Annotated in this window: 20 protein-coding genes; 8 read left to right on the forward strand and 12 right to left on the reverse strand. The window is 39.6% G+C overall.

The features are described from left to right. Window positions 1-11: 11 nt before the first annotated feature. Window positions 12-743, forward strand: coding sequence for an MlaA family lipoprotein (locus J7338_RS03365; RefSeq protein WP_210795612.1), 732 nt, complete (start codon window positions 12-14; stop codon window positions 741-743). 67 nt (window positions 744-810) lie between these two features. On the opposite strand, the gene J7338_RS03370 is transcribed toward J7338_RS03365, so the two are convergent. Next, window positions 811-2,034: an EAL and HDOD domain-containing protein gene (locus tag J7338_RS03370; protein ID WP_210795614.1), complete on the reverse strand. Its 1,224-nt coding sequence runs from the start codon at window positions 2,032-2,034 to the stop codon at window positions 811-813. Window positions 2,035-2,422: 388 nt separating this feature from the next. Between J7338_RS03370 and putP the strand changes: the two genes are divergently transcribed. Beyond that, entirely contained in the window at window positions 2,423-3,934 is a 1,512-nt protein-coding gene (putP, locus tag J7338_RS03375; RefSeq protein WP_210795616.1) for a sodium/proline symporter PutP, read from the forward strand. A gap of 70 nt (window positions 3,935-4,004) precedes the next feature. Here putP and J7338_RS03380 read toward each other — a convergent pair whose 3' ends face one another. After that, window positions 4,005-4,319, reverse strand: coding sequence for a YebG family protein (locus J7338_RS03380; protein ID WP_210795618.1), 315 nt, complete (start codon window positions 4,317-4,319; stop codon window positions 4,005-4,007). 261 nt (window positions 4,320-4,580) lie between these two features. On the opposite strand from J7338_RS03380, the gene J7338_RS03385 reads away from it, so the two are divergent. Beyond that, window positions 4,581-4,880, forward strand: a complete 300-nt coding sequence (locus J7338_RS03385) for a ComEA family DNA-binding protein (protein ID WP_210795620.1) — start codon at window positions 4,581-4,583, stop codon at window positions 4,878-4,880. Window positions 4,881-4,896: 16 nt separating this feature from the next. Here J7338_RS03385 and J7338_RS03390 read toward each other — a convergent pair whose 3' ends face one another. The 3 genes from J7338_RS03390 to nhaB form a co-directional block, all read right to left on the reverse strand. Further along, complete coding sequence (locus J7338_RS03390) at window positions 4,897-5,196, reverse strand: DUF6170 family protein (protein ID WP_210795622.1); 300 nt, start codon at window positions 5,194-5,196, stop codon at window positions 4,897-4,899. Between the two features lie 2 nt (window positions 5,197-5,198). Continuing rightward, complete coding sequence (dsbB, locus tag J7338_RS03395) at window positions 5,199-5,711, reverse strand: disulfide bond formation protein DsbB (protein ID WP_210795624.1); 513 nt, start codon at window positions 5,709-5,711, stop codon at window positions 5,199-5,201. A 158-nt stretch (window positions 5,712-5,869) separates the two neighbouring features. Further along, window positions 5,870-7,453 carry a sodium/proton antiporter NhaB gene (nhaB, locus tag J7338_RS03400; RefSeq protein ID WP_210795626.1) on the reverse strand — a complete coding sequence of 528 codons (1,584 nt, stop codon included), beginning with the start codon at window positions 7,451-7,453 and terminating at the stop codon, window positions 5,870-5,872. A 429-nt stretch (window positions 7,454-7,882) separates the two neighbouring features. Between nhaB and fadR the strand changes: the two genes are divergently transcribed. Next, window positions 7,883-8,596 carry a fatty acid metabolism transcriptional regulator FadR gene (gene fadR, locus J7338_RS03405; RefSeq protein WP_210795628.1) on the forward strand — a complete coding sequence of 238 codons (714 nt, stop codon included), beginning with the start codon at window positions 7,883-7,885 and terminating at the stop codon, window positions 8,594-8,596. A 19-nt stretch (window positions 8,597-8,615) separates the two neighbouring features. Here the strand turns inward: fadR and J7338_RS03410 are convergent, their stop codons facing one another. Beyond that, the gene (locus tag J7338_RS03410) at window positions 8,616-8,777 is read right to left on the reverse strand and encodes a hypothetical protein (protein ID WP_210795630.1); all 162 of its coding nucleotides are present in this window, start codon (window positions 8,775-8,777) and stop codon (window positions 8,616-8,618) included. 91 nt (window positions 8,778-8,868) lie between these two features. Between J7338_RS03410 and J7338_RS03415 the strand changes: the two genes are divergently transcribed. Beyond that, the gene (locus tag J7338_RS03415) at window positions 8,869-9,474 is read left to right on the forward strand and encodes a peroxiredoxin C (RefSeq protein WP_192540924.1); all 606 of its coding nucleotides are present in this window, start codon (window positions 8,869-8,871) and stop codon (window positions 9,472-9,474) included. 62 nt (window positions 9,475-9,536) lie between these two features. Here the strand turns inward: J7338_RS03415 and J7338_RS03420 are convergent, their stop codons facing one another. Together J7338_RS03420 and smpB are read right to left on the reverse strand one after the other, a co-directional pair. Next, window positions 9,537-12,122, reverse strand: coding sequence for a TonB-dependent receptor (locus J7338_RS03420; protein WP_210795632.1), 2,586 nt, complete (start codon window positions 12,120-12,122; stop codon window positions 9,537-9,539). A 189-nt stretch (window positions 12,123-12,311) separates the two neighbouring features. Then, window positions 12,312-12,791 (reverse strand): SsrA-binding protein SmpB, encoded by a 480-nt coding sequence (gene smpB, locus J7338_RS03425; RefSeq protein ID WP_064666579.1) that lies wholly within the window; start codon window positions 12,789-12,791, stop codon window positions 12,312-12,314. A 146-nt stretch (window positions 12,792-12,937) separates the two neighbouring features. Here smpB and J7338_RS03430 point away from each other — a divergent pair, with 146 nt between their 5' ends. Then, a complete protein-coding gene (locus J7338_RS03430; RefSeq protein WP_210795634.1) occupies window positions 12,938-13,375 on the forward strand; it encodes a type II toxin-antitoxin system RatA family toxin in 438 nt (145 codons plus the stop codon). Beyond that, complete coding sequence (locus tag J7338_RS03435; RefSeq protein ID WP_210795804.1) at window positions 13,375-13,707, forward strand: RnfH family protein; 333 nt, start codon at window positions 13,375-13,377, stop codon at window positions 13,705-13,707. The genes J7338_RS03430 and J7338_RS03435 overlap by 1 nt, the downstream gene beginning before the upstream one ends. Before the next feature lie 69 nt (window positions 13,708-13,776). On the opposite strand, the gene J7338_RS03440 is transcribed toward J7338_RS03435, so the two are convergent. Beyond that, the gene (locus J7338_RS03440) at window positions 13,777-14,136 is read right to left on the reverse strand and encodes an outer membrane protein assembly factor BamE (protein ID WP_210795636.1); all 360 of its coding nucleotides are present in this window, start codon (window positions 14,134-14,136) and stop codon (window positions 13,777-13,779) included. 119 nt (window positions 14,137-14,255) lie between these two features. On the opposite strand from J7338_RS03440, the gene J7338_RS03445 reads away from it, so the two are divergent. Further along, on the forward strand, window positions 14,256-14,573 hold the full coding sequence (locus J7338_RS03445) for a GIY-YIG nuclease family protein (RefSeq protein ID WP_210795638.1): 318 nt from the start codon (window positions 14,256-14,258) through the stop codon (window positions 14,571-14,573). 37 nt (window positions 14,574-14,610) lie between these two features. Here J7338_RS03445 and J7338_RS03450 read toward each other — a convergent pair whose 3' ends face one another. From J7338_RS03450 to J7338_RS03460, 3 genes are all read right to left on the reverse strand, one after another. After that, entirely contained in the window at window positions 14,611-15,519 is a 909-nt protein-coding gene (locus J7338_RS03450) for a M28 family peptidase (RefSeq protein ID WP_228732910.1), read from the reverse strand. Next, on the reverse strand, window positions 15,512-16,705 hold the full coding sequence (locus J7338_RS03455) for a tetratricopeptide repeat protein (protein ID WP_210795640.1): 1,194 nt from the start codon (window positions 16,703-16,705) through the stop codon (window positions 15,512-15,514). Before J7338_RS03455 ends, J7338_RS03450 begins: the two co-directional genes overlap by 8 nt. An 81-nt stretch (window positions 16,706-16,786) precedes the next feature. Further along, a complete protein-coding gene (locus tag J7338_RS03460; protein ID WP_210795642.1) occupies window positions 16,787-18,700 on the reverse strand; it encodes a methyl-accepting chemotaxis protein in 1,914 nt (637 codons plus the stop codon). Window positions 18,701-18,703 lie beyond the last annotated feature (3 nt).

An 18,703-nucleotide genomic window follows, 5' to 3' on the forward strand; every position in this document is an offset into this window, starting at 1 on the left:
AAGGATCAAAGATGTTAAGACAGAGTTTAGTTTTATTAGGGTTACTTGTGCTTGCAGGATGCGCGCAAGTGCCTGATGAAAAAATAGATGAGCGAGATCCGCTGCAATCATTTAACCGGCCAATGTACGATTTTAATATGGATGTACTCGATGCATATGTGTTGCGTCCAGTTGCAGTTGGTTATGTAGCTGTTACACCAACACCGGTGCGCCGTAGTATTGTCAATTTTACTGGTAATATTAGTGCGCCAACTGATGCCATTAATGCCACGTTGCAAGGCAAAGCGGGTAATGCTGGTGTGAGCTTAGCGCGGTTTTTAGTTAATTCAACAGTGGGTATTCTTGGCTTATTTGATGTTGCTACATCACTTGGTTTGAATATTGTTGATGAAGACTTTGGTCAAACTTTGGGAGTCTGGGGGATAGGTGACGGTGCTTATTTGATGCTACCAGGAATGGGACCGTCAACAGCGCGTAACCTAACGGGTGATGTGGTTGATAGGTTTGTGCTACCGAAAATTGCCTTAACCACGCCACAAACTGTATTGGTGTTTGCGTTAAGGGTTGTAGAAGCCAGGGCTTCTTTAATACCACAAGAAAGCTTATTGAATGAGTCACTCGACCCGTATATTTTTATGAAAGACATTTACTTTCAACGTCAGTTATATGAGCTGTACGATGGTAATCCACCAGTTGAAAAAGAACCCGAAGATTTTGATGAAGACTTTTTAGAAAGCCTTTAATGGGTATTTTCAGGTTAAATAAAAATGCCAGCATCTAAGCTGGCATTTTTATTTACGGTATTATTTATTATCCTGCTAGTACTTTCATTTGCTCATTCGCCCAGTTAACGGCATCATGATATGCATCAGGTACTTTATCAGCACCAAGACCTAACTCATCTTGAATCGCATTCGCGCCTTGCCAGTTAGCCTGTTCATACTGCTTTACTAATATAAGGTATTTCGCCAGCAAACCTTCATCATTTAATAAAGCTAACTTGATGTCGTTGGACAATGGCAGTTTTTTCATCACGCTCTGCATATCTTCATCTAATATGGCATCCATTAATGACATCATTCCTGTTAAAAAAGCCATTCCCGTATCTTTGAGTTTATTATGGCTTATAGCTAGCAATTCAGTAAAGCGTGCTCTGGTTAACGATAAACGTATTAGCTCAGCGGGTTTATCACCAGCGACTTGCGCTGCAAATAATAGCGATAAAAACTTTTTAATTTCTGCCGCTCCTAACACAATCAGTGCTTGTTTGATGGTGCTGATCTCAGCTCTGCGCTTAAATGCTGCTGAATTACTATAACGTAATAACTTATATGAGAGGTTTACATCTCGCTCAAATACGTCGGTAATTTTCTTTAAATTGACTTCAACAGTTGATGTTTCATAAAGCAGCTCGGCAAGGGCTATTTCCGATGGCGGCAAGGTTTTGCTTTGCACCATTTCTGGTTTGGAAAAGAAAAATCCTTGAAAGTATGCAAAACCAAGATCTAATGCTAATTGATATTTTTCGTAGGTTTCGACCTTTTCAGCCAATAATTTTATATGCGGATATGGTTTAATTTCTTCTATTATGGTGCGGATATTCGCTACTTCACAATTGATAAAATCTATTTTAATAATATCAATAAAAGGGTAGAAATGACGCCATACAGGCTGATGAATATAATCATCCAACGCGAGCGTATAACCTTTTTGTTTTAAATCTTTGACGATCGCGAGTAAACGTTTTCCTGGTTGGATAGTCTCAAGTATTTCTACAATAACCTGATCTTTACCAAGCAGTGTTGGGTAGCCCTTTTGTAGTGTTTCAAGTGTAAAGTTGATATACGCTGGTTTATTATCGGTGAGATCTTCTAAACCAAAATTGAATTGGCTGCCTTCAATTAGTCGAGTGGTCGCCTCGTCACCATCAATGTCAGGGAACACATTATCCACGCCATCACGAAAGAGTAGCTCATACCCTACAAGTTGTTTGTTTCGATCTAAAATTGGTTGGCGTGCAGCATAAAAATACATAAACAGCGGATCCACATCAGTTAAGCGATTACTTGGGCAATATAGGATAAAACAGTATAAATAGCATTAATTATATTTAAAATGTCAATACTATAGTATTGATTAATTGCGAAACCATCGATCTAAGCCTAGGGTAATTAAGTATTAATTACCATGTTCTGTAGTTAAAAAATTAACCTTCAGGTAAAACAGCTTAACCCTATATCATTGTAAGGTTACCTTATGGATTGGAGTTATTCACCCTTAGCATGATATAGTCGAACACTAGGATGGTTTTTACACCAATAATGACTTTGTATCGTATTGATTTAATATTGGTTTGTGAGTCATTATTAGGATTAAAAGCCAGATTTTAACTTCAAAGTTGGAGGCGAATTTGGAAACTGGAATGATTATTTCTTTAGCTGCGTATTTTATCGTAATGCTAGGTATTGGCTTGTACGCTTATAAGCAGTCTACCGCCGATGTGTCGGGTTATATGTTGGGTGGAAGAAGTTTATCACCTGCCGTAGCTGCATTATCTGCTGGTGCATCAGACATGAGTGGCTGGCTACTTATGGGTTTACCCGGAGCCATGTATTTATTTGGCTTAAGTAAAGTTTGGATTGCTATAGGTTTAGTGCTTGGCGCTTGGGCAAACTACTTCTTAGTCGCACCACGTCTGCGTATTTATACTGAAAAAGCGAATGATTCGATTACCATTCCTGATTACTTTGCTAACCGTTTTGCTGATAATAAAAATATATTACGTGTCATTTCGGCAATCGTGATCATCGTATTCTTTACACTTTATACTTCGTCTGGTGTTGTCGCTGGCGGTAAATTATTCGAAAATTCATTTCAGATGAGTTATGAAATGGGGCTGTACGTAACCACTGGGGTCGTTGTGCTATATACCTTATTTGGGGGCTTTTTAGCGGTTAGTTTGACTGACTTTGTTCAAGGCTGCATCATGTTTATTTCGTTGCTAGCAGTTCCAGTTGCAACGTATATGATGTTAGATCAGCCAGTGTTAGACACACTTGCTAATGCCAGCTATGACTTGCTGTTAAGCGCTCCGAAAGAGAGCGAACTCCACACTCTTAATATGCTTGATTGGTTTGCTGGTGGTTCAACCATCGCGATTATTTCTGCAATGGCATGGGGCTTAGGTTATTTCGGTCAGCCACATATTATCGTTCGCTTTATGTCAGTACGCTCTGTTAAAGATATGCCAACTATGCGTCGTATTGGTATGTCGTGGATGACCTTATCAGCAATTGGTGCAGTATTAACGGGGTTATTTGGTGCTGCATATATGATTGAAAACCAAATGTTAATTGATGATAAAGAAACAATTTTCTTAGTGTTATCGGAATTAATATTTCATCCGTTAATTGCAGGTTTTTTACTTGCTGCTATTTTAGCTACAATCATGAGTACTATCTCGTCTCAGCTATTAGTATGTTCAAGTTCACTAACTGAAGATTTTTACAAAATTTATTTGAACCGCAGTGCCTCACAAATTGAACTGGTTTTAGTTGGTCGAATTAGTGTGTTACTCGTTGCATTATTTGCTATTTACTTGGCTTATGATCGCAATAGTTCGATTTTAGATTTGGTCAGTAATGCGTGGGCTGGTTTTGGTGCTGCATTTGGCCCGTTAGTATTACTTAGCTTGTATTGGAAGCGAATGAATCTACAAGGTGCGATCAGTGGCATGGTTGTGGGTGCAGGGACAGTGTTGATCTGGATATACGCGCCAATCACTATAAATGGTGAGAGCCTCAGCAGTATCATTTATGAAATTATACCGGGCTTTATACTTGCAACAATTGCAATCATTACAGTGAGCTTATCAACAGCGCCACCAAATAAAGAGATCACCGAATTATTTGATGAAGTTGAACAAGGGCTATAACGGGTAGTCGTTTTTATAACTAAAAAAGGGCAATTAATTGCCCTTTTTTAGTTAGTTAACTTGTAAGTTTTTAGCTTGCTTCTTTATCAGCGCTGGCTTTTATCGGCGCTACATTTTCTTTTTTTACTTTCGCCGCAGGTGCTTTCTGTATTGCCTCTTTGCCGCCTTTAAGTACATTCATAAAGTCGTCTTTACTTTTAGCAATCTCAAGTGCGAGCGATTCGATTTGTTGTTCGCTTAGTGGCACATCAACTTTTTCAAGCATAACCTCAAGCGACTCTGCTATATCAAGCATTTTGTCATACGCGTCAGCTTCTTTTTTAGTAGTAAACGTCATACGCTCGACTCCGTTTTTCTCTACAACATATTTAACAACAACAGCCATGATTTCTCCTGCCAATTTGCTTGGTGAATAACAAGTTCACCTTGATTGATTACTGTTTTTATGTACAGTAATTGTTTATTAGTCTTTTTGCAAGTGAACATTTTTATTTTTTGCTACTAGGATTTGACAAAGAGGTACAACTTTACTTTATTTAGATAGTCGCACTTTTTCAGTATGACTTTATTTGGGTGTAGTCCAAAAGTGAGGGCATTAAAATCAACTATTAACTGAGTCCACGTATGGATATCATGGAGGAGAAACATGAAGTTTTTAACTTTAATAGTAGTAGTGTTTGGTCTCGCTTTTTCATTGCCCAGTAGCGCCGCAGTGACTAAAACCAAAGCAACTGAAAGTAGTATAAGTAAAGTTCAGTTAGTCAATGTGAATCAAGCCACTGTTGAGCAACTTATTAGTCTGCCGGGTATTGGTAAATCAAAAGCGCAAGCGATAATAGATTACCGTACCGAGCAAGGGCACTTTAAGTCTGTTGCAGATCTAGCACAGGTAAAAGGTATTGGCGATAAATTAGTCGCTAAACTGGATGGCAAAGTTACATTCTAAAAATGAACAGGGCGAATTATTCGCCCTGCTCAAATTGCTTAATAGCGTCGCTTAAATAGCGTTTAGAAAATTGAATCTCGACAGGAGTGGTTAACAACGGGTAACTTAACCCAGCCACTAGTAATACAGGAAGTAATAGCCAACCTTCAACATACGCTAATGATAGAAATACAGGGATCAATAGAACTAATTTTATAATACGTAAATTGATTTTTTGCATTGGAGTTAACATACTCAGTGCAATCGCAATTATTTGTTGACGCTGACGTATTTTAAATGGTTTTAATTGTGTTACTTGGCTTGAAAAGAATGCCATCGTTATAGCGACTTTTTGATTATTAAACGACTTGCTACAACGCCGATTAATAGCAAAGTAAATGCGGCAAAAATGATCTCCATCCACGCCGGCATACTTAGTCCTGCGAATTGCCAATCGATGTTGCCGCAGTCACCTGTTGCAGCAAAAAAATGTGGTATCCATTCGTGTAATGGTAATGGGAAATTTGGTTCGAATTCACAGCTAAACGCAAAAGGATCAGTGGTAGTTTGCATGTCGATATGTTCGCGTGCAATTAAATAACCCCAAATACTGGCAACTGCCCATGCAGAAAATGCTGTTAGACGGCATATTACATTCGTGGGTTTAATTGCACCGAGTAACCCTGCGGCTAATAATCCCAGCATGGCAGTACGTTGGTAAATACACATAATGCATGGCTCTAAGCCCATTTGATATTGAAAAAACAATGCGATTACTTCAAAAATAAAAGCGCTAAAAGCGAGCAGTAACCAAGCACTGCGCTGTTGGGCTAACTTTGCTAACCAAGTCATAAAATATCCAATCTATAATTTGTAGATGAATTATGACTTAGTCATTAAACTAGGCGCAAGGATAAAGATGATTTGTAACAATAAAAAAGCCGCCAAAGCAGCTTTTATTATTAAACCTAAATGTAGGTTAAGGAATTTACTGTCAAGAATTCGGATATTTAGTGCCCTGAACTTCCCATACCTTGTAAGCTTAAACTATGATGCTCTATCCAACCCCATTGATAGAGTAAATCAGTTACCTCACTGAGGCCAATATATGTGCAGCTTAAACCAACAATCGTAAGTACAATGGTATAGGGGAGTGCCATATACACCATACGACCGTAGGACAAGCGTAATACGGGAGCAAGAGTTGATGTTAGTAAGAATAAAAAAGCAGCTTGTCCATTCGGTGTCGCTACACTTGGTAAGTTAGTGCCAGTATTAATTGCTACTGCTAATAAATCAAATTGGTCGCGGCTAATTTGTCCTGCTTTTAAAGCCGCCGCCACTTCATTAATGTAGACAGTGCCAACAAACACATTATCACTGACCATAGAGAGTAGGCCATTAGCGACAAAAAACATAACTAACTGTAATTGGCCTTCGAATGTAAGTACCCAAGTTATTACTGGAGTAAATAAATGTTGGTCAATAATTACGGCAACGATTGAGAAAAATACACATAACAGTGCAGTAAACGGCAATGCTTCTTCAAATGCCTTTCCTAGTTGGTGTTCTTCGATTATACCTGCGGACGCAGTTGCAAAAATAATGACGGATAAGCCAATTAAGCCAACGGTAGCAAAGTGTAAAGCTAATGCAATGATCAACCACACAGCAATAAATGACTGAAACATCAGATTAACTTTATCGCGTTTAGTGCGTTTGTTATCGAGCTCTTTGGCGTGATCAGCAAGTATTTGATGAATCGGTTCTGGTAACTTTGCGCCATAACCGAAGGTTTTTGTTTTTTCGAGTAATATTGTAGTAACAATACCAGCGATGAATACAGGCATAGTAACAGGCAACATACGCAAGAAAAACTCCCCAAATTGCCAACTTGCTCGCTCTGCAATAATAAGATTTTGTGGTTCACCCACCATAGTGCAGACCCCACCAAGCGCGGTACCAATTGAAGCATGCATTAATAGGTTACGTAAGAAAGCCCGAAATTCTTCAAGTTCCTGACGATTAACTGGGCGCACTTGGTTATCATCGTTAATATCATGTTCGCTAGTGGAGTCTTTCCCTGAGGCGACTTTATGGTAAATACTGTAAAAGCCCATGGCGACAGCAATGACCACCGCCATTACTGTAAGTGCGTCTAAAAATGCAGAAAGAAATGCTGCCGCAATAGTAAATGCCAAGGAAAGCACTGTTTTGCTACGTACTGATACCACCAAGCGGGTAAAAATATAGAGCAATAAATCTTTCATAAAGTAGATACCAGCGACCATAAAGATCAACAGTAAGATAACATCTACATTTTGAACAATTTCATGCTCTACTTGTCCAGCAGTTGTCATGCCGATAAACAGTGCTTCAATTGCAAGTAAACCACCTGGCTGTAGTGGATAACATTTCAGTGCCATCGCGAGAGTAAAAATAAACTCTAAAACTAATGCCCAGCCAGCCATGTAGGGATTGATATGAAATAATACGGGGTTAATTGCTAAAAAAGCAATAATCGTGTATTTATACCAATGTGGGGCAGAGCCTAAAAAATTTTTAAAAATTGCATTGAAAACACTCTGTTGCATAGGTGTTCCTTATTATTGTACATTTAAGTATAACTGTTGTTGGTTAAGTTAATTCGTCTAATCGTGGTGTAATTAAAAAGCTATTAACAACATCGCTACCTTTTATCCATTTAATATGCAGCGTTATATAAAAGTGTAGTTGAAATAGCTAACTGGGTGTTTTTATCCAGTTCATATAGTGTGCATAATGATGTTAAATGTCTATTACTCTTTATGGTTAATCTTCTCAACTTAGTCGCAAAAAAAGCGACATGAAAGAGTGATAAATTAGTTTGTATCCATTTAAAGATGTGGCTAGGGTAGAGGCTTAAGCCTGTCGCTGTGGGTGAATTAATGGCATGACTTTACTTGTTAGTTTGGCTTCATCTGGTACAATCAGTCAGTTAATCGTTTAAAGTAATGTTATGTGGTAACTCAAGTGGGAATTGAATGAGAATTTTTAAAGCGAAAAGCCCAGCAGGGTTTGCCGAAGAGTACATTGTTGAGTCAATTTGGAATGGTGATTTTCCACCAGGTTCTATTCTTCCCGCTGAGCGAGAGTTATCAGAATTAATCGGTGTTACTCGTACTACCTTACGTGAAGTATTGCAACGTTTAGCCCGTGATGGCTGGCTAACCATTCAACATGGCAAGCCGACACGCGTAAATAACTTTTGGGAAACGTCAGGACTTAATATTCTTGAAACATTAGCCCGTCTTGATGAAGACAAAATGCCCGAGTTAACCGACCAGTTACTTTCTGCGCGTACTAATATTAGCGCTATTTATACTCGTGCAGCCATTAAATTAGCACCTGACCGCGTGATAGAAATTCTTTCACAAAGTGATGAACTTGAAGATAGTGCACAAGCTTTTGCTGATTATGATTACAAAGTACATCATGAGTTAGCTGTTGCAGGTAATAACCGTATTTATGTACTTATTCTTAATGGTTTTAAAGGTTTTTACTCTAAAATTGGTTGTCATTACTTTTCAGATCCAGGCACGCGTCAGTTAGCGCGTCAATTCTATAAAGACTTAACCGTACTTGCTGAGAAACGCGAACATGATGGCGCAATTTCAATGATGCGTAAATACGGTCATCAAACGGGTGAAATTTGGCAAAAAATCCGCGGTGATATGCCGGAAAATATCATGGATTAACTCTGCATTTACTACGTAGTTATACCGATAACAAGCCTGCACCTGCAGGCTTTTTTGTCGCTGTTATTAATGACAAACAGCTAGTGATACACAGCCGTTCGTATTTTTCGATGAGTAACATCGAAAAATACGATTGTTCTTTTAAGTCTTTAGTCTCTAAAATATTTTGACAATTATGCATGTCAGCCCTTGGTATTTAGTTTTTAGATCCCATATTAAAGGCAAGCATTGCGTAAGCAATTAAAAGCAAACTCAAATATTTGGAGAACAAAATGGGTGTATTAGTAGGCCGCCAGGCACCAGACTTTACCGCTGCAGCAGTACTAGGTAACGGCGAGATCGTAGATAGCTACAATCTTCACGAAAAAATCAAAGGCAAAAAAGCAGTCATCTTCTTTTACCCACTTGATTTCACTTTCGTATGTCCTTCTGAACTAATTGCTTTTGACAAGCGTTATGAAGAATTCCAAAAGCGTGGCGTAGAAGTAATTGGTGTTTCAATCGATTCACAATTTTCACACAACGCATGGCGTAACACTGCTGTTGCAGACGGTGGTATTGGCGCAGTTAAATATGCACTAGTTGCAGACGTTAAACACGAAATCTGTAAAGCGTATGATGTTGAGCATCCAGAAGCGGGCGTTGCATTTCGTGGTTCATTCTTAATTGATGAAGAAGGTAATGTACGTCATCAAGTAGTAAATGACTTACCACTAGGTCGTAACATTGACGAAATGCTTCGTATGGTTGACGCGCTAGCGTTCCACAGCGAGCACGGTGAAGTATGTCCTGCTGGTTGGACTGAAGGCAAAAAAGGTATGGATGCAAGCCCTGCAGGCGTTGCTAAATTCCTTTCTGAAAACGAAGGCGACCTATAATATAGGCTCTTGTTTTTAATAAAAACCCGTCAAATGGCGGGTTTTTTTGTTAGTGAGTAAAACTAGAAAGAAAACGACACTTTAGTATAAATATAGCGTCCGCGCGGATTATGTACCGCCGATACATAGCCATATATGTCACTATCGCCATCACCGATAGCAAATGGTGGTTCTTCATCAAATAAGTTATTAACCCCAATTGATACTTTGGTTGATTCAGTAATGCGATAAGCCGTTTGTAAATCAACCAGCACTTGTGAGTCTATTGTGCGTGATTTGTGCGCAGTATCATTAGTAAAATCCAGTTGAGGAGTATCTGTAAACTCCCCCACATAACTAATATTCATATTGGTATTAAAATCGCCATATGCCCAGTTAGTTATGAAAATCCAGCGATGCTCTGGGTATCCATACTTACCGGTATAATCGCGGCCACCTTTTTCGAATTTATCTTGGTAAGCCCACTCTAAATTGAATTTCAATAAACCTAAATCATCCAATGAATGATTGTAGTTTGCTGAAAAGTCGATGCCGGATACTTCTTGCGATGATATATTCTGGAAAGTGCTGAAGATTTTTTGAATTGTACCCAAGCTTTCACCATTAGTAGGGGGTAAGCGTACACAAATGGTACTACTTTGATTGTCACACTCTGCAGCGTAAATTGGCTCAAATTCTTGTTCGTCAATTTTATTATCCTGTGTAATGCTCCACACATCAATACTTAGACCAAATTCAGCAGTGGGTGCCCAAATAAAGCCAACGTTCCATGATTCAGACTCTTCAGGTTGCAAGTCTGTATTACCAGAAAATTGAATGTTGTAATCAAGTGAGTCACAATCTAAGCCTGTTTGTTGACAACGGTAGGTATCAGTAAAGAACTGACTTTTTTCTGATGGACCCAGACCAACTTGTGCTAAAGAAGGAGCTCTAAAACCTTGTGCCCACGAACCACGGACCGTGATTTCATCAGTAGGTGCCCAACGTAACGCGACTTTAGGATTAGTGGTAGTACCAAAGTCACTGTAGTCATCGTGACGACCCGCAAGTTGTAGCTCTAAGTTCTCAGCTAGTGGAATTGAAAACTCTACATAAGCTGCGTATTGGTCGCGCTCTGCGGCAGCTGAAACAGCTTCAGTACCAAAAATTAGCCCGCGTTGGAATTGATCATCAGGGATATCACTGACGTCCTCTTCGCGGTACTCAATACCAGCAGCCATCATGACTACATTGTCACCGAAACTAAATGCTTCACCTGTAATATTGGCATCAAATGAGGTTATGTGTGACTCACCTTGGCGAACCAAGCTCGTAGTAATTCTATCGATTACTGCAGGATCGTTGTAAGTGCCGCCAAATGGGTTGTAGTTACCAGCATCTATCTCTTGCTGTAAAAAGTCGGTGCGCACCCAACCTTGTGAGCGATCTCCTGTTTGTAATGACTTACTACGCCCTTTTTGTACCGCTGTCTCCCAGCTCCAGTCGTTAAATTCGCCTCGTAAACCAGCTACAAAACGCATCGTATCAGATTCAATATCCCATTGACGGGCACCGGCATCTACTGTTCTGTAACGGCCTATTTTTATATCTTGGCCAAAAGGATTGTTTGGGTGACTACTTGGTACGGTTAAGCCTGCCTCTTCATCTAAAGGCGTTGGAGCACCTGCGGCAATTGAATTGTTGTGTTGAACAGCCATTTCCATAAAGGCAGTAATACCATTATCAAAATTATACTCAAACTGGGAAATAGCACCAATGCGTTCAGATGCTGGTGCAATATAGCCGTATGGGCCGTAATCGAATGCACAGTTGCCATTGGCAGTTATGCGATCTGCTGGACATGCAGGGTCAATGGTTTTTACACCATCAACATAAAAGTAACCAGGGAAGCCACGTGATGAACGTAAATCATCACCACCATATGGGGCTTGATTTGCGGTGCCTAAACTGCCCATTTCACTTGACGATAAAGAGGTGTTTTTAAAATAATCAACGATCACTGACGCACTGCTTTTTTCGTTTGAGGTACCCCAAACTATGTTTGCTAAAGTTTCTTCGTAGTTAGGGCCATCAGTGCCGCCATAACCTAAATTCACTTCTAAACCATCAATGTCTTTTTTCAAAATAATATTAACTACACCGGCAACGGCATCGGAACCATAAATTGCAGAGGCACCATCTTTAAGAATATCAATACGTTCGATAGCAGACACAGGGATGCTGTTGATATCAACAAATGAGTTAGTGATACTCTCAGCAAATGCGCTGATAGCGACTCGACGGCCATTAATTAACACAAGCGTTGCATCTGCGCCAAGACCACGCAACGATACTGCCGCAGAGCCATTGGCTGTAGAGTCTTGGTTGTTGCCGCGGGTAGAAAATGTGCCATTACCGGCAACAGGCATTCTTTCTAGTAATTGTTGTAGGTTGTCATAGCCCATATTATCAATATCAGCGCGACTAATTGATTGTACTGGGGAAGGACCTTCAATATCAGTACGTTTAATTCGAGAGCCCGTTACTTCAATGCGCTCAACTTTTGTTGCTTCGTCCGCAGCAAATGATTGAGAAGTATAACCCGCTGTTGAAAGTGCAAGTGTTACACAAGCGATTAGCTTAGGTTTAAATGGGAGTATGTTCTTCATCCTTAAATCCTTGTTATAATGTTAATTTTATATGGTCTAATGAACCATACGTATCAATATCATGTAACGGGTTTGTTATCAAATTGAATTATAAAGAGATGTACTATATTTGATACAGTTAGAAGGATTTAAGGGATATAAATAAAAACGCCTAACTGAATTAGGCGTTTTTGAAGTTGTTTAGATAGATTAAACTTTGTGTTTCATTAACCGTTCTTTTTCGCGAGACCAGTCTTTGTTTTTACCGTCTTCACGTTTGTCATGCATTTTTTTACCTTTACCTAAGTGAAACTCTAGTTTCACCCAGCATTTTTTCCAATACATGGCAGTGGCGATTAATGAATAGCCATCACGCTCAGTTGCACCAACTAAACGGTCTAGCTCGCGTCTGCTTAATAATAATTTGCGATAACGTAATGGATCGCAAATAACATGGGTTGAAGCACTATTGAGAGGTTGTATTTGACTACCAAGCAAAAACGCTTCGCCATTTTTAAGGTGAATGTATGTTTCAGAGATGTTTACTTTACCAGCTCGGATACTTTTTACTTCCCAGCCTTGTAGTTCAACACCAGCCTCAAACTTGTCGTGTAAAAAATACTCATGACGCGCCTTTTTATTTAGCGCGATAGTATTACTTGTCGATTTAGATGAATTTTTCTTAGCCATAGTGGCCCATATTATACGTAAAGCTCTGCTTTTTACATCGATTTTTTATTTTTGCTAATAAAAAAGTGTTTGTAAATAAAGCGCCATGAAAGTTTGGGGAAAAACGCAAAGCTTGCTAAAATTCGCCCACACAGTTGGGAGTGAGTATGCCACAAATAGAAAAAAGTGCGCTAGTAATGTATAGCAGCAAAGAAATGTTTGATTTAGTCAATGATGTGGATGCTTATCCTGAATTTTTACCCCATTGCTCGGATGCAAAAATTATTGCACAGCACGATAATACCATGACAGCAAGTTTGGAAATTTCTAAAGCGGGTATAAAAAAATGGTTTACTACTGAAAACACCTTTGTAGATGATAATACAGTAACATTGCGCTTAATTGATGGGCCATTTAAAGCCTTACAAGGGCGTTGGCATTTTCAAGTGTTGGATGACAATGCATGTAAAGTTCAGCTACAGCTTGAGTTTGAATTTGCGAGTAAATTAATTGAACTTGCGTTTGGGCGAGTATTTAACGATGTTGCAAAAAACATGGTGAATGCATTTACTCAACGCGCTAAACAGGTATATGGACTGCGATGATGATAAAAGTTGAAGTTGTGTATGCATTACCTACCACGGCAACGTGTTTACTTGTTGAAGTACCCGTTGGTACAACGGCAGAAAATGCCGTGATGCAATCAGGTATCCTCGCTAAGTGCCCTGAAATTGATGGCTTAGCATTGACCTTAGGAATATGGAACCGTACCTGCAAGCTTACGCAAGTGCTTGAGGATGGCGATAGAATTGAAATTTACCGTCCTTTAATTGCTGACCCTAAAGACGCACGACGAAAACGTGCAGAAAAAGCCAAAGACGAAGGTCGTGCTAATAAAATTACAGGTGGGCGACCGCTTGATAAAGCTAAACAATAGCTCAAACAAAAAAGGTTAGCTGTTGCTAACCTTTTAGTAATTAACCTTTTAGTAATCTACTGGCAGGGGTTATTGCTCAAGTGGTGTATTAAACTCTGTGGGTTGCTCATAGTCACCACTGAGCGATACCAATTTTTCATTTTCAAAATTAATAATAAGTGATTTACGTTGTTCGTTATCACGGCCAAGATTAAAAGAATATAAGTAATGCCACGTGTTTTTATCGAAAGCGTCTTCTGCAACAGGTTTACCTAATACATAAAGAACTTGCTCACGGGTCATATTGATACGAAGTTTGTCAACATCGGTTTGCTCTAAAAAGTTACCTTGTGGGATGTTGATACGATAAACCCAGCTAGAACAACCTGCGGTTGCGCTTAAGGTCAGAGCAACGATAAACCAAAGTGAAAAAGTTTTTAACGACTGCATTGTTTGTTTGGATCCTTATTTTTTATAAACTGCATGATACCGATTAGTCAGCTAAGGTAAAACCCTTTTGAGTAATTGTTTGTGACTTAATTTTTACTATCAATGTTTGGAGCGTAATTTTGACCTCAGAGTCCGCTAAAAGTTTAACTACCACTGAAAATACTACGACAATTAATATCTCCACTTGGTCTCTTTATATTGTACAAACACGTTTAGGGCATTGGTACACTGGGATCAGCACTGATGTGGCAAAACGATTTGCAGCACATCAAGCGGGCAAAGGGGCTAAAAACTTAAAGGGCAAGGGGCCACTGACTTTAATATATCAATGTGAAGTTGGTTCTCGCAGTGAAGCTAGCAAACTTGAGATAAAAATTAAACGCTTGAGCAAGGCACAAAAGCGAGCATTTGTTTGCTCTGGGATATTGCTAACCTGAATTAAGTTTAAAATAGATTTACTATCCATAACTCAGCTCAAAGAGTGCTTATATCAAGTTGGCTAATAAATGCACCAATATAATTAACTGCGTCAATATAAAGTGCTTGGTCAATATTACTTAGTAGGTCGGAACTTTTATGATGATGGGGATCATGGCCCATACCAAAGTAAATATAGGCAATTCCCGCTTTAGCAAACGCATAATGGTCGCTTGCTCGGCGCCAATCAATATTATCTCCCTGAGTCATTCTGTTCATTGTGGTTGAGGAACTTGCTACTTTAATTTTTAAATTATGCTCAGACACCTGCTGTAGTTGTGCATATAAAGCACGGCGTTGTGCATGTGAAACAAAGGCATATAAGATTTTTTTTGGCGGCCTTACTGCTAACATATCCAAATTAATATTTAGCACAGTTACGCTGTCGTCGATTTGCAATTGACTAACAAAATATTCAGCCCCATGTAAACCATTTTCCTCTGCGTCAGTAGCAACAAAACTGAGTTGGAAAGGCAGGTTGGTGTGTGCGAAGCGTTGCGCTAGGAATAACAAGGCACTTACGCCACTGGCATTATCGTTTGCGCCTGCATATAAGGTGTTACCGCGCATACCTAAGTGATCATAATGAGCGGTAATTACCAAATGAGTCTTGACTAAGTGTGATGGTTTTAAAGTAGCAACGACATTTTGCCCCGTTGCTTTTGAAGACCAGCCATGGCTGTAACTAAACGGCTGTAATTGCGTATTGTAACCAAGCGTTTGCAGTCGAGTACTAATATATTGGGCACTGGAGTGTGCGCCATCGGTATTGGTTTTTCTACCGCTTAGAGCCGTAGAGCTTAGATACCTCAAATCATCGATCAGTTGTTGCTGCGCGCTACTATTACTTTGGCACAATGTTGAAAAGCCCATAAGACTCAGTAACAAAATAACATAGTTAATCATTAATCACCCGCGCGGTCATGTTACTTAGTGCCTGTAATTTATTTTGATAACGTTGCTTATCATGGTCAAAATCGGCATGTTTATCAGCTAAGCGTAATTGGCGGTACGCTTGTTTAAAATCACCTAATTTATAATAGGTACGAGCCAAGCCAAAGTAGCTATCATGAATATGTCTATCAATAAGCTTAGCTTTATTAAAGTGTTTAATAGCGTCTTGGTAGTTTTTAATTAGGTAAGCATCGTTACCTAAAGCAACATGGTAATATGGGTTACTTTGGCGTTTTAAGTCCAGTTTAGCTAAAATTTCATTTGCTAGCTCAGTTCGTTCAGTGAGTTGGTAAAGTAGAGCTAAATTACCCAGTGCGGTGTTATTGTCAGGGTTTAGTGCTATTGCGTAGTTATAGGCTAGTTCGGCGTTTGCGTATTGTGAATGGAGGCGCAGCAATACCGCTAAGTTACCCCATGCAGCAGAATAATGTTCATCGGCTTTTGTGGCAGCTAAAAAGTAGCTATAGGCTAAGTCGTGCTGCCCATTCAGCATCGCTGTTGCACCTTTATTGTTATAAAACATGGCGGTAATTCGTTGTTTGCTGATTGGTGTTGTTTTAAATTTTTCACCACGCGAATTGGGATCAAAATCAATCACTAATGAAGTTTTTGTGTCATATACATAGGACACGTTAGCGTTGTTATTTCGACGCTGTGTAACAACTAAATTTATATGCCCAGTTAATAAACTATAGCCGTTACTTACCGCCCAATATTCAGGAATATGTACTGTTTGAAACTGCCCGTGCAGGCCTAAATATTCTGCCATGCTATAAGCTAAAATCGACAAAGATAAACAATTGGCATTTAAATCGGTGTAAGCTTGATTCGCTGTGAGGGTCGCTCCTGCTTGATATGATAAAGATGCATCGCCATTTTCTAACAAAAAGTTTAATAATTTTTTGGTGTTATTTAAATTGCGTTTATTGCTTGGGAAGGCTGCATCGAGTTGTTGTGTTATTGCACCGCTTAAAGTAAATATCTGTTCTCTACTCTCTACAGGATAAAGCGTGAAAGATTGGTTTTCAGTGACTGCTGGAGGGGTGAGCAGCGGTTGATTACTCACACTGGTACAGGCAGACACACTACCAAGCAGCACAATGACTGCTAACTTACAAAGTCGTGTTAATATTGTCATAATCATACCCCAATTAATAACTGACTTAGTAAGTTTAGTCTGTTTTTTAGTCGGGGTAGATGTTAACTGTTACAAACTGTGTCAGCGCTTTTCAAAGGTGGCAACTAAACTCGCTAAGGTTTGTGCGCTGGTGGCAAGTCCCTTGATCGCCTGCTCGGTATCAATTTGCTCTCGCATTGCCATATCGCTGATCTCACTAATTTGTTCAATATTAAGGCCTACGTCAGCAACCACGCTACTTTGCTCTTCGGTAGCCGTTGCAATCAAGGTCGCCATATCATTAATTTCATTAGCGGTATTGGTAATGGCATCAAGCAACTGCACAGAGCTTTGCATTGTTGCTACGCTGTGCTGAGCCTTATCTTTGGATTGGGCAATATGTTCAACCACATTGGCAGCCGTTTTCGCAAGTTCTTCAATCATTGCCTGAATTTCAGTCGTTGATTGTGATGTACGGTTGGCTAGTGCTCTTACTTCATCCGCAACCACGGCAAAGCTGCGGCCGTGTTCCCCAGCACGTGCTGATTCAATTGCTGCATTTAGTGCTAATAAATTAGTTTGCTCTGAAATACCACGAATAGAGTCAACAATACTGGCAATAGTCTGGGTTTTATTGGCAAGCTCAGTCACTTGTCCCGCAATTGTGTCAATATCATCGGCTAATGCCGTAATACTCTGTTGGCTTTGTACTACTTGCTGGTGGCTCTGTAATGTATTTTCTTTACTATCTTCGGTCAGTTTTGCGGCTGTCGCGGCGCTGTGGGCAATTTCTTGCACTGTCGCGCCCATTTCGTTGATTGCTGCTGCAACAGAGATAGTCTGCTCTTTTTGGTTGTCCATTGCCTGTGAATTACGCTTAGCTTGAGCAAATACCTGATCTGAGCTTTGACGAATTTCTAAACTTTCGTGGGAGACTTGTGCAATGGCGGTTTCAATTTTATCAATGAATTGGTTAAAACCATTCGTTAATGCTAATAGCTCAGGCTGGTCACTGTGAGGCAAACGGTAAGCGAGATTGGCATCACCAGACCCTAAACGAGTAAATAATTCTGCCATTTTTGATAGCGGTGAAGATAGCGAACGAGCCAGTAAAAAACTGACGATACACGCCAACAGCGCAATAGCGATAGCAAAACTTAAAATTTGCCATTGTAATGTAGTGATCCCAGCAAAAACTTCTGTTTTTGGTACTTGTGCAACCACATAGAGTTGGGTGTTTTTAATCGGACTCGCCGCTAGGAAAAAAGTGTCGCCATTGAGTTTGACTTCTTGCAAGTTAAATTCATTGCTTGTTAATAATTGATCACTTACTTGATGACCATACAAGCTACCCAGGTTTGTTCTCTCTACTTTATTAGCGTCACTATGGAGCTTAATTACGCCTTTATCGTCAGTAATAAATACAAAACCGGTTTGCTCGATGGTAAATTTATTCAGTAGTGCTTGCATATCATCAATACTTTTTGCCAGTCCAGTTAAGCCGGTGCCATTGAGCTGTTGATGATTAACAAACATTTTTGTGTCGCCATTAGGCTCTTGATATAAGCTAATAGAATAAGCTTGGTTGGCGTTTTTAAAATCAAAAAACCAGCTATCTTGCTGCTGATCTAATACTCTTAAAAAGCCATCTTGATTCCAGTATTGCGCGGTATCACGATTTGCCCATGACGCAGTTGCTAGGCCGTATTGTTTTACCAGACGATTTAATTCCTTTATTAAAAGGCCATCATTGTTATTACGACTATTTGCCCATGCGAGTATAAAATGATTACTTGATACTTGTTCGGCCGCACTGAGTAATTCATTGATCTCTAAGCTGATGTAGTTATTAATAGCGTGTAGTTTGCTGGGCAACTCCGATTGGATCATCCGTTGTTCGATAATGGTTTTGGCGGATAACAGTGCGGTAATGCCAATCAGGCTGGCGACTGATAAGGCTATAGCGATCCCTAAAATAGTGATCTTACGTGTGATACTAAGATTTTTAAACGGCATTGT

It is taken from the genome of Pseudoalteromonas ostreae (genome assembly GCF_018069805.1).
Taxonomy (GTDB): domain Bacteria; phylum Pseudomonadota; class Gammaproteobacteria; order Enterobacterales; family Alteromonadaceae; genus Pseudoalteromonas; species Pseudoalteromonas ostreae.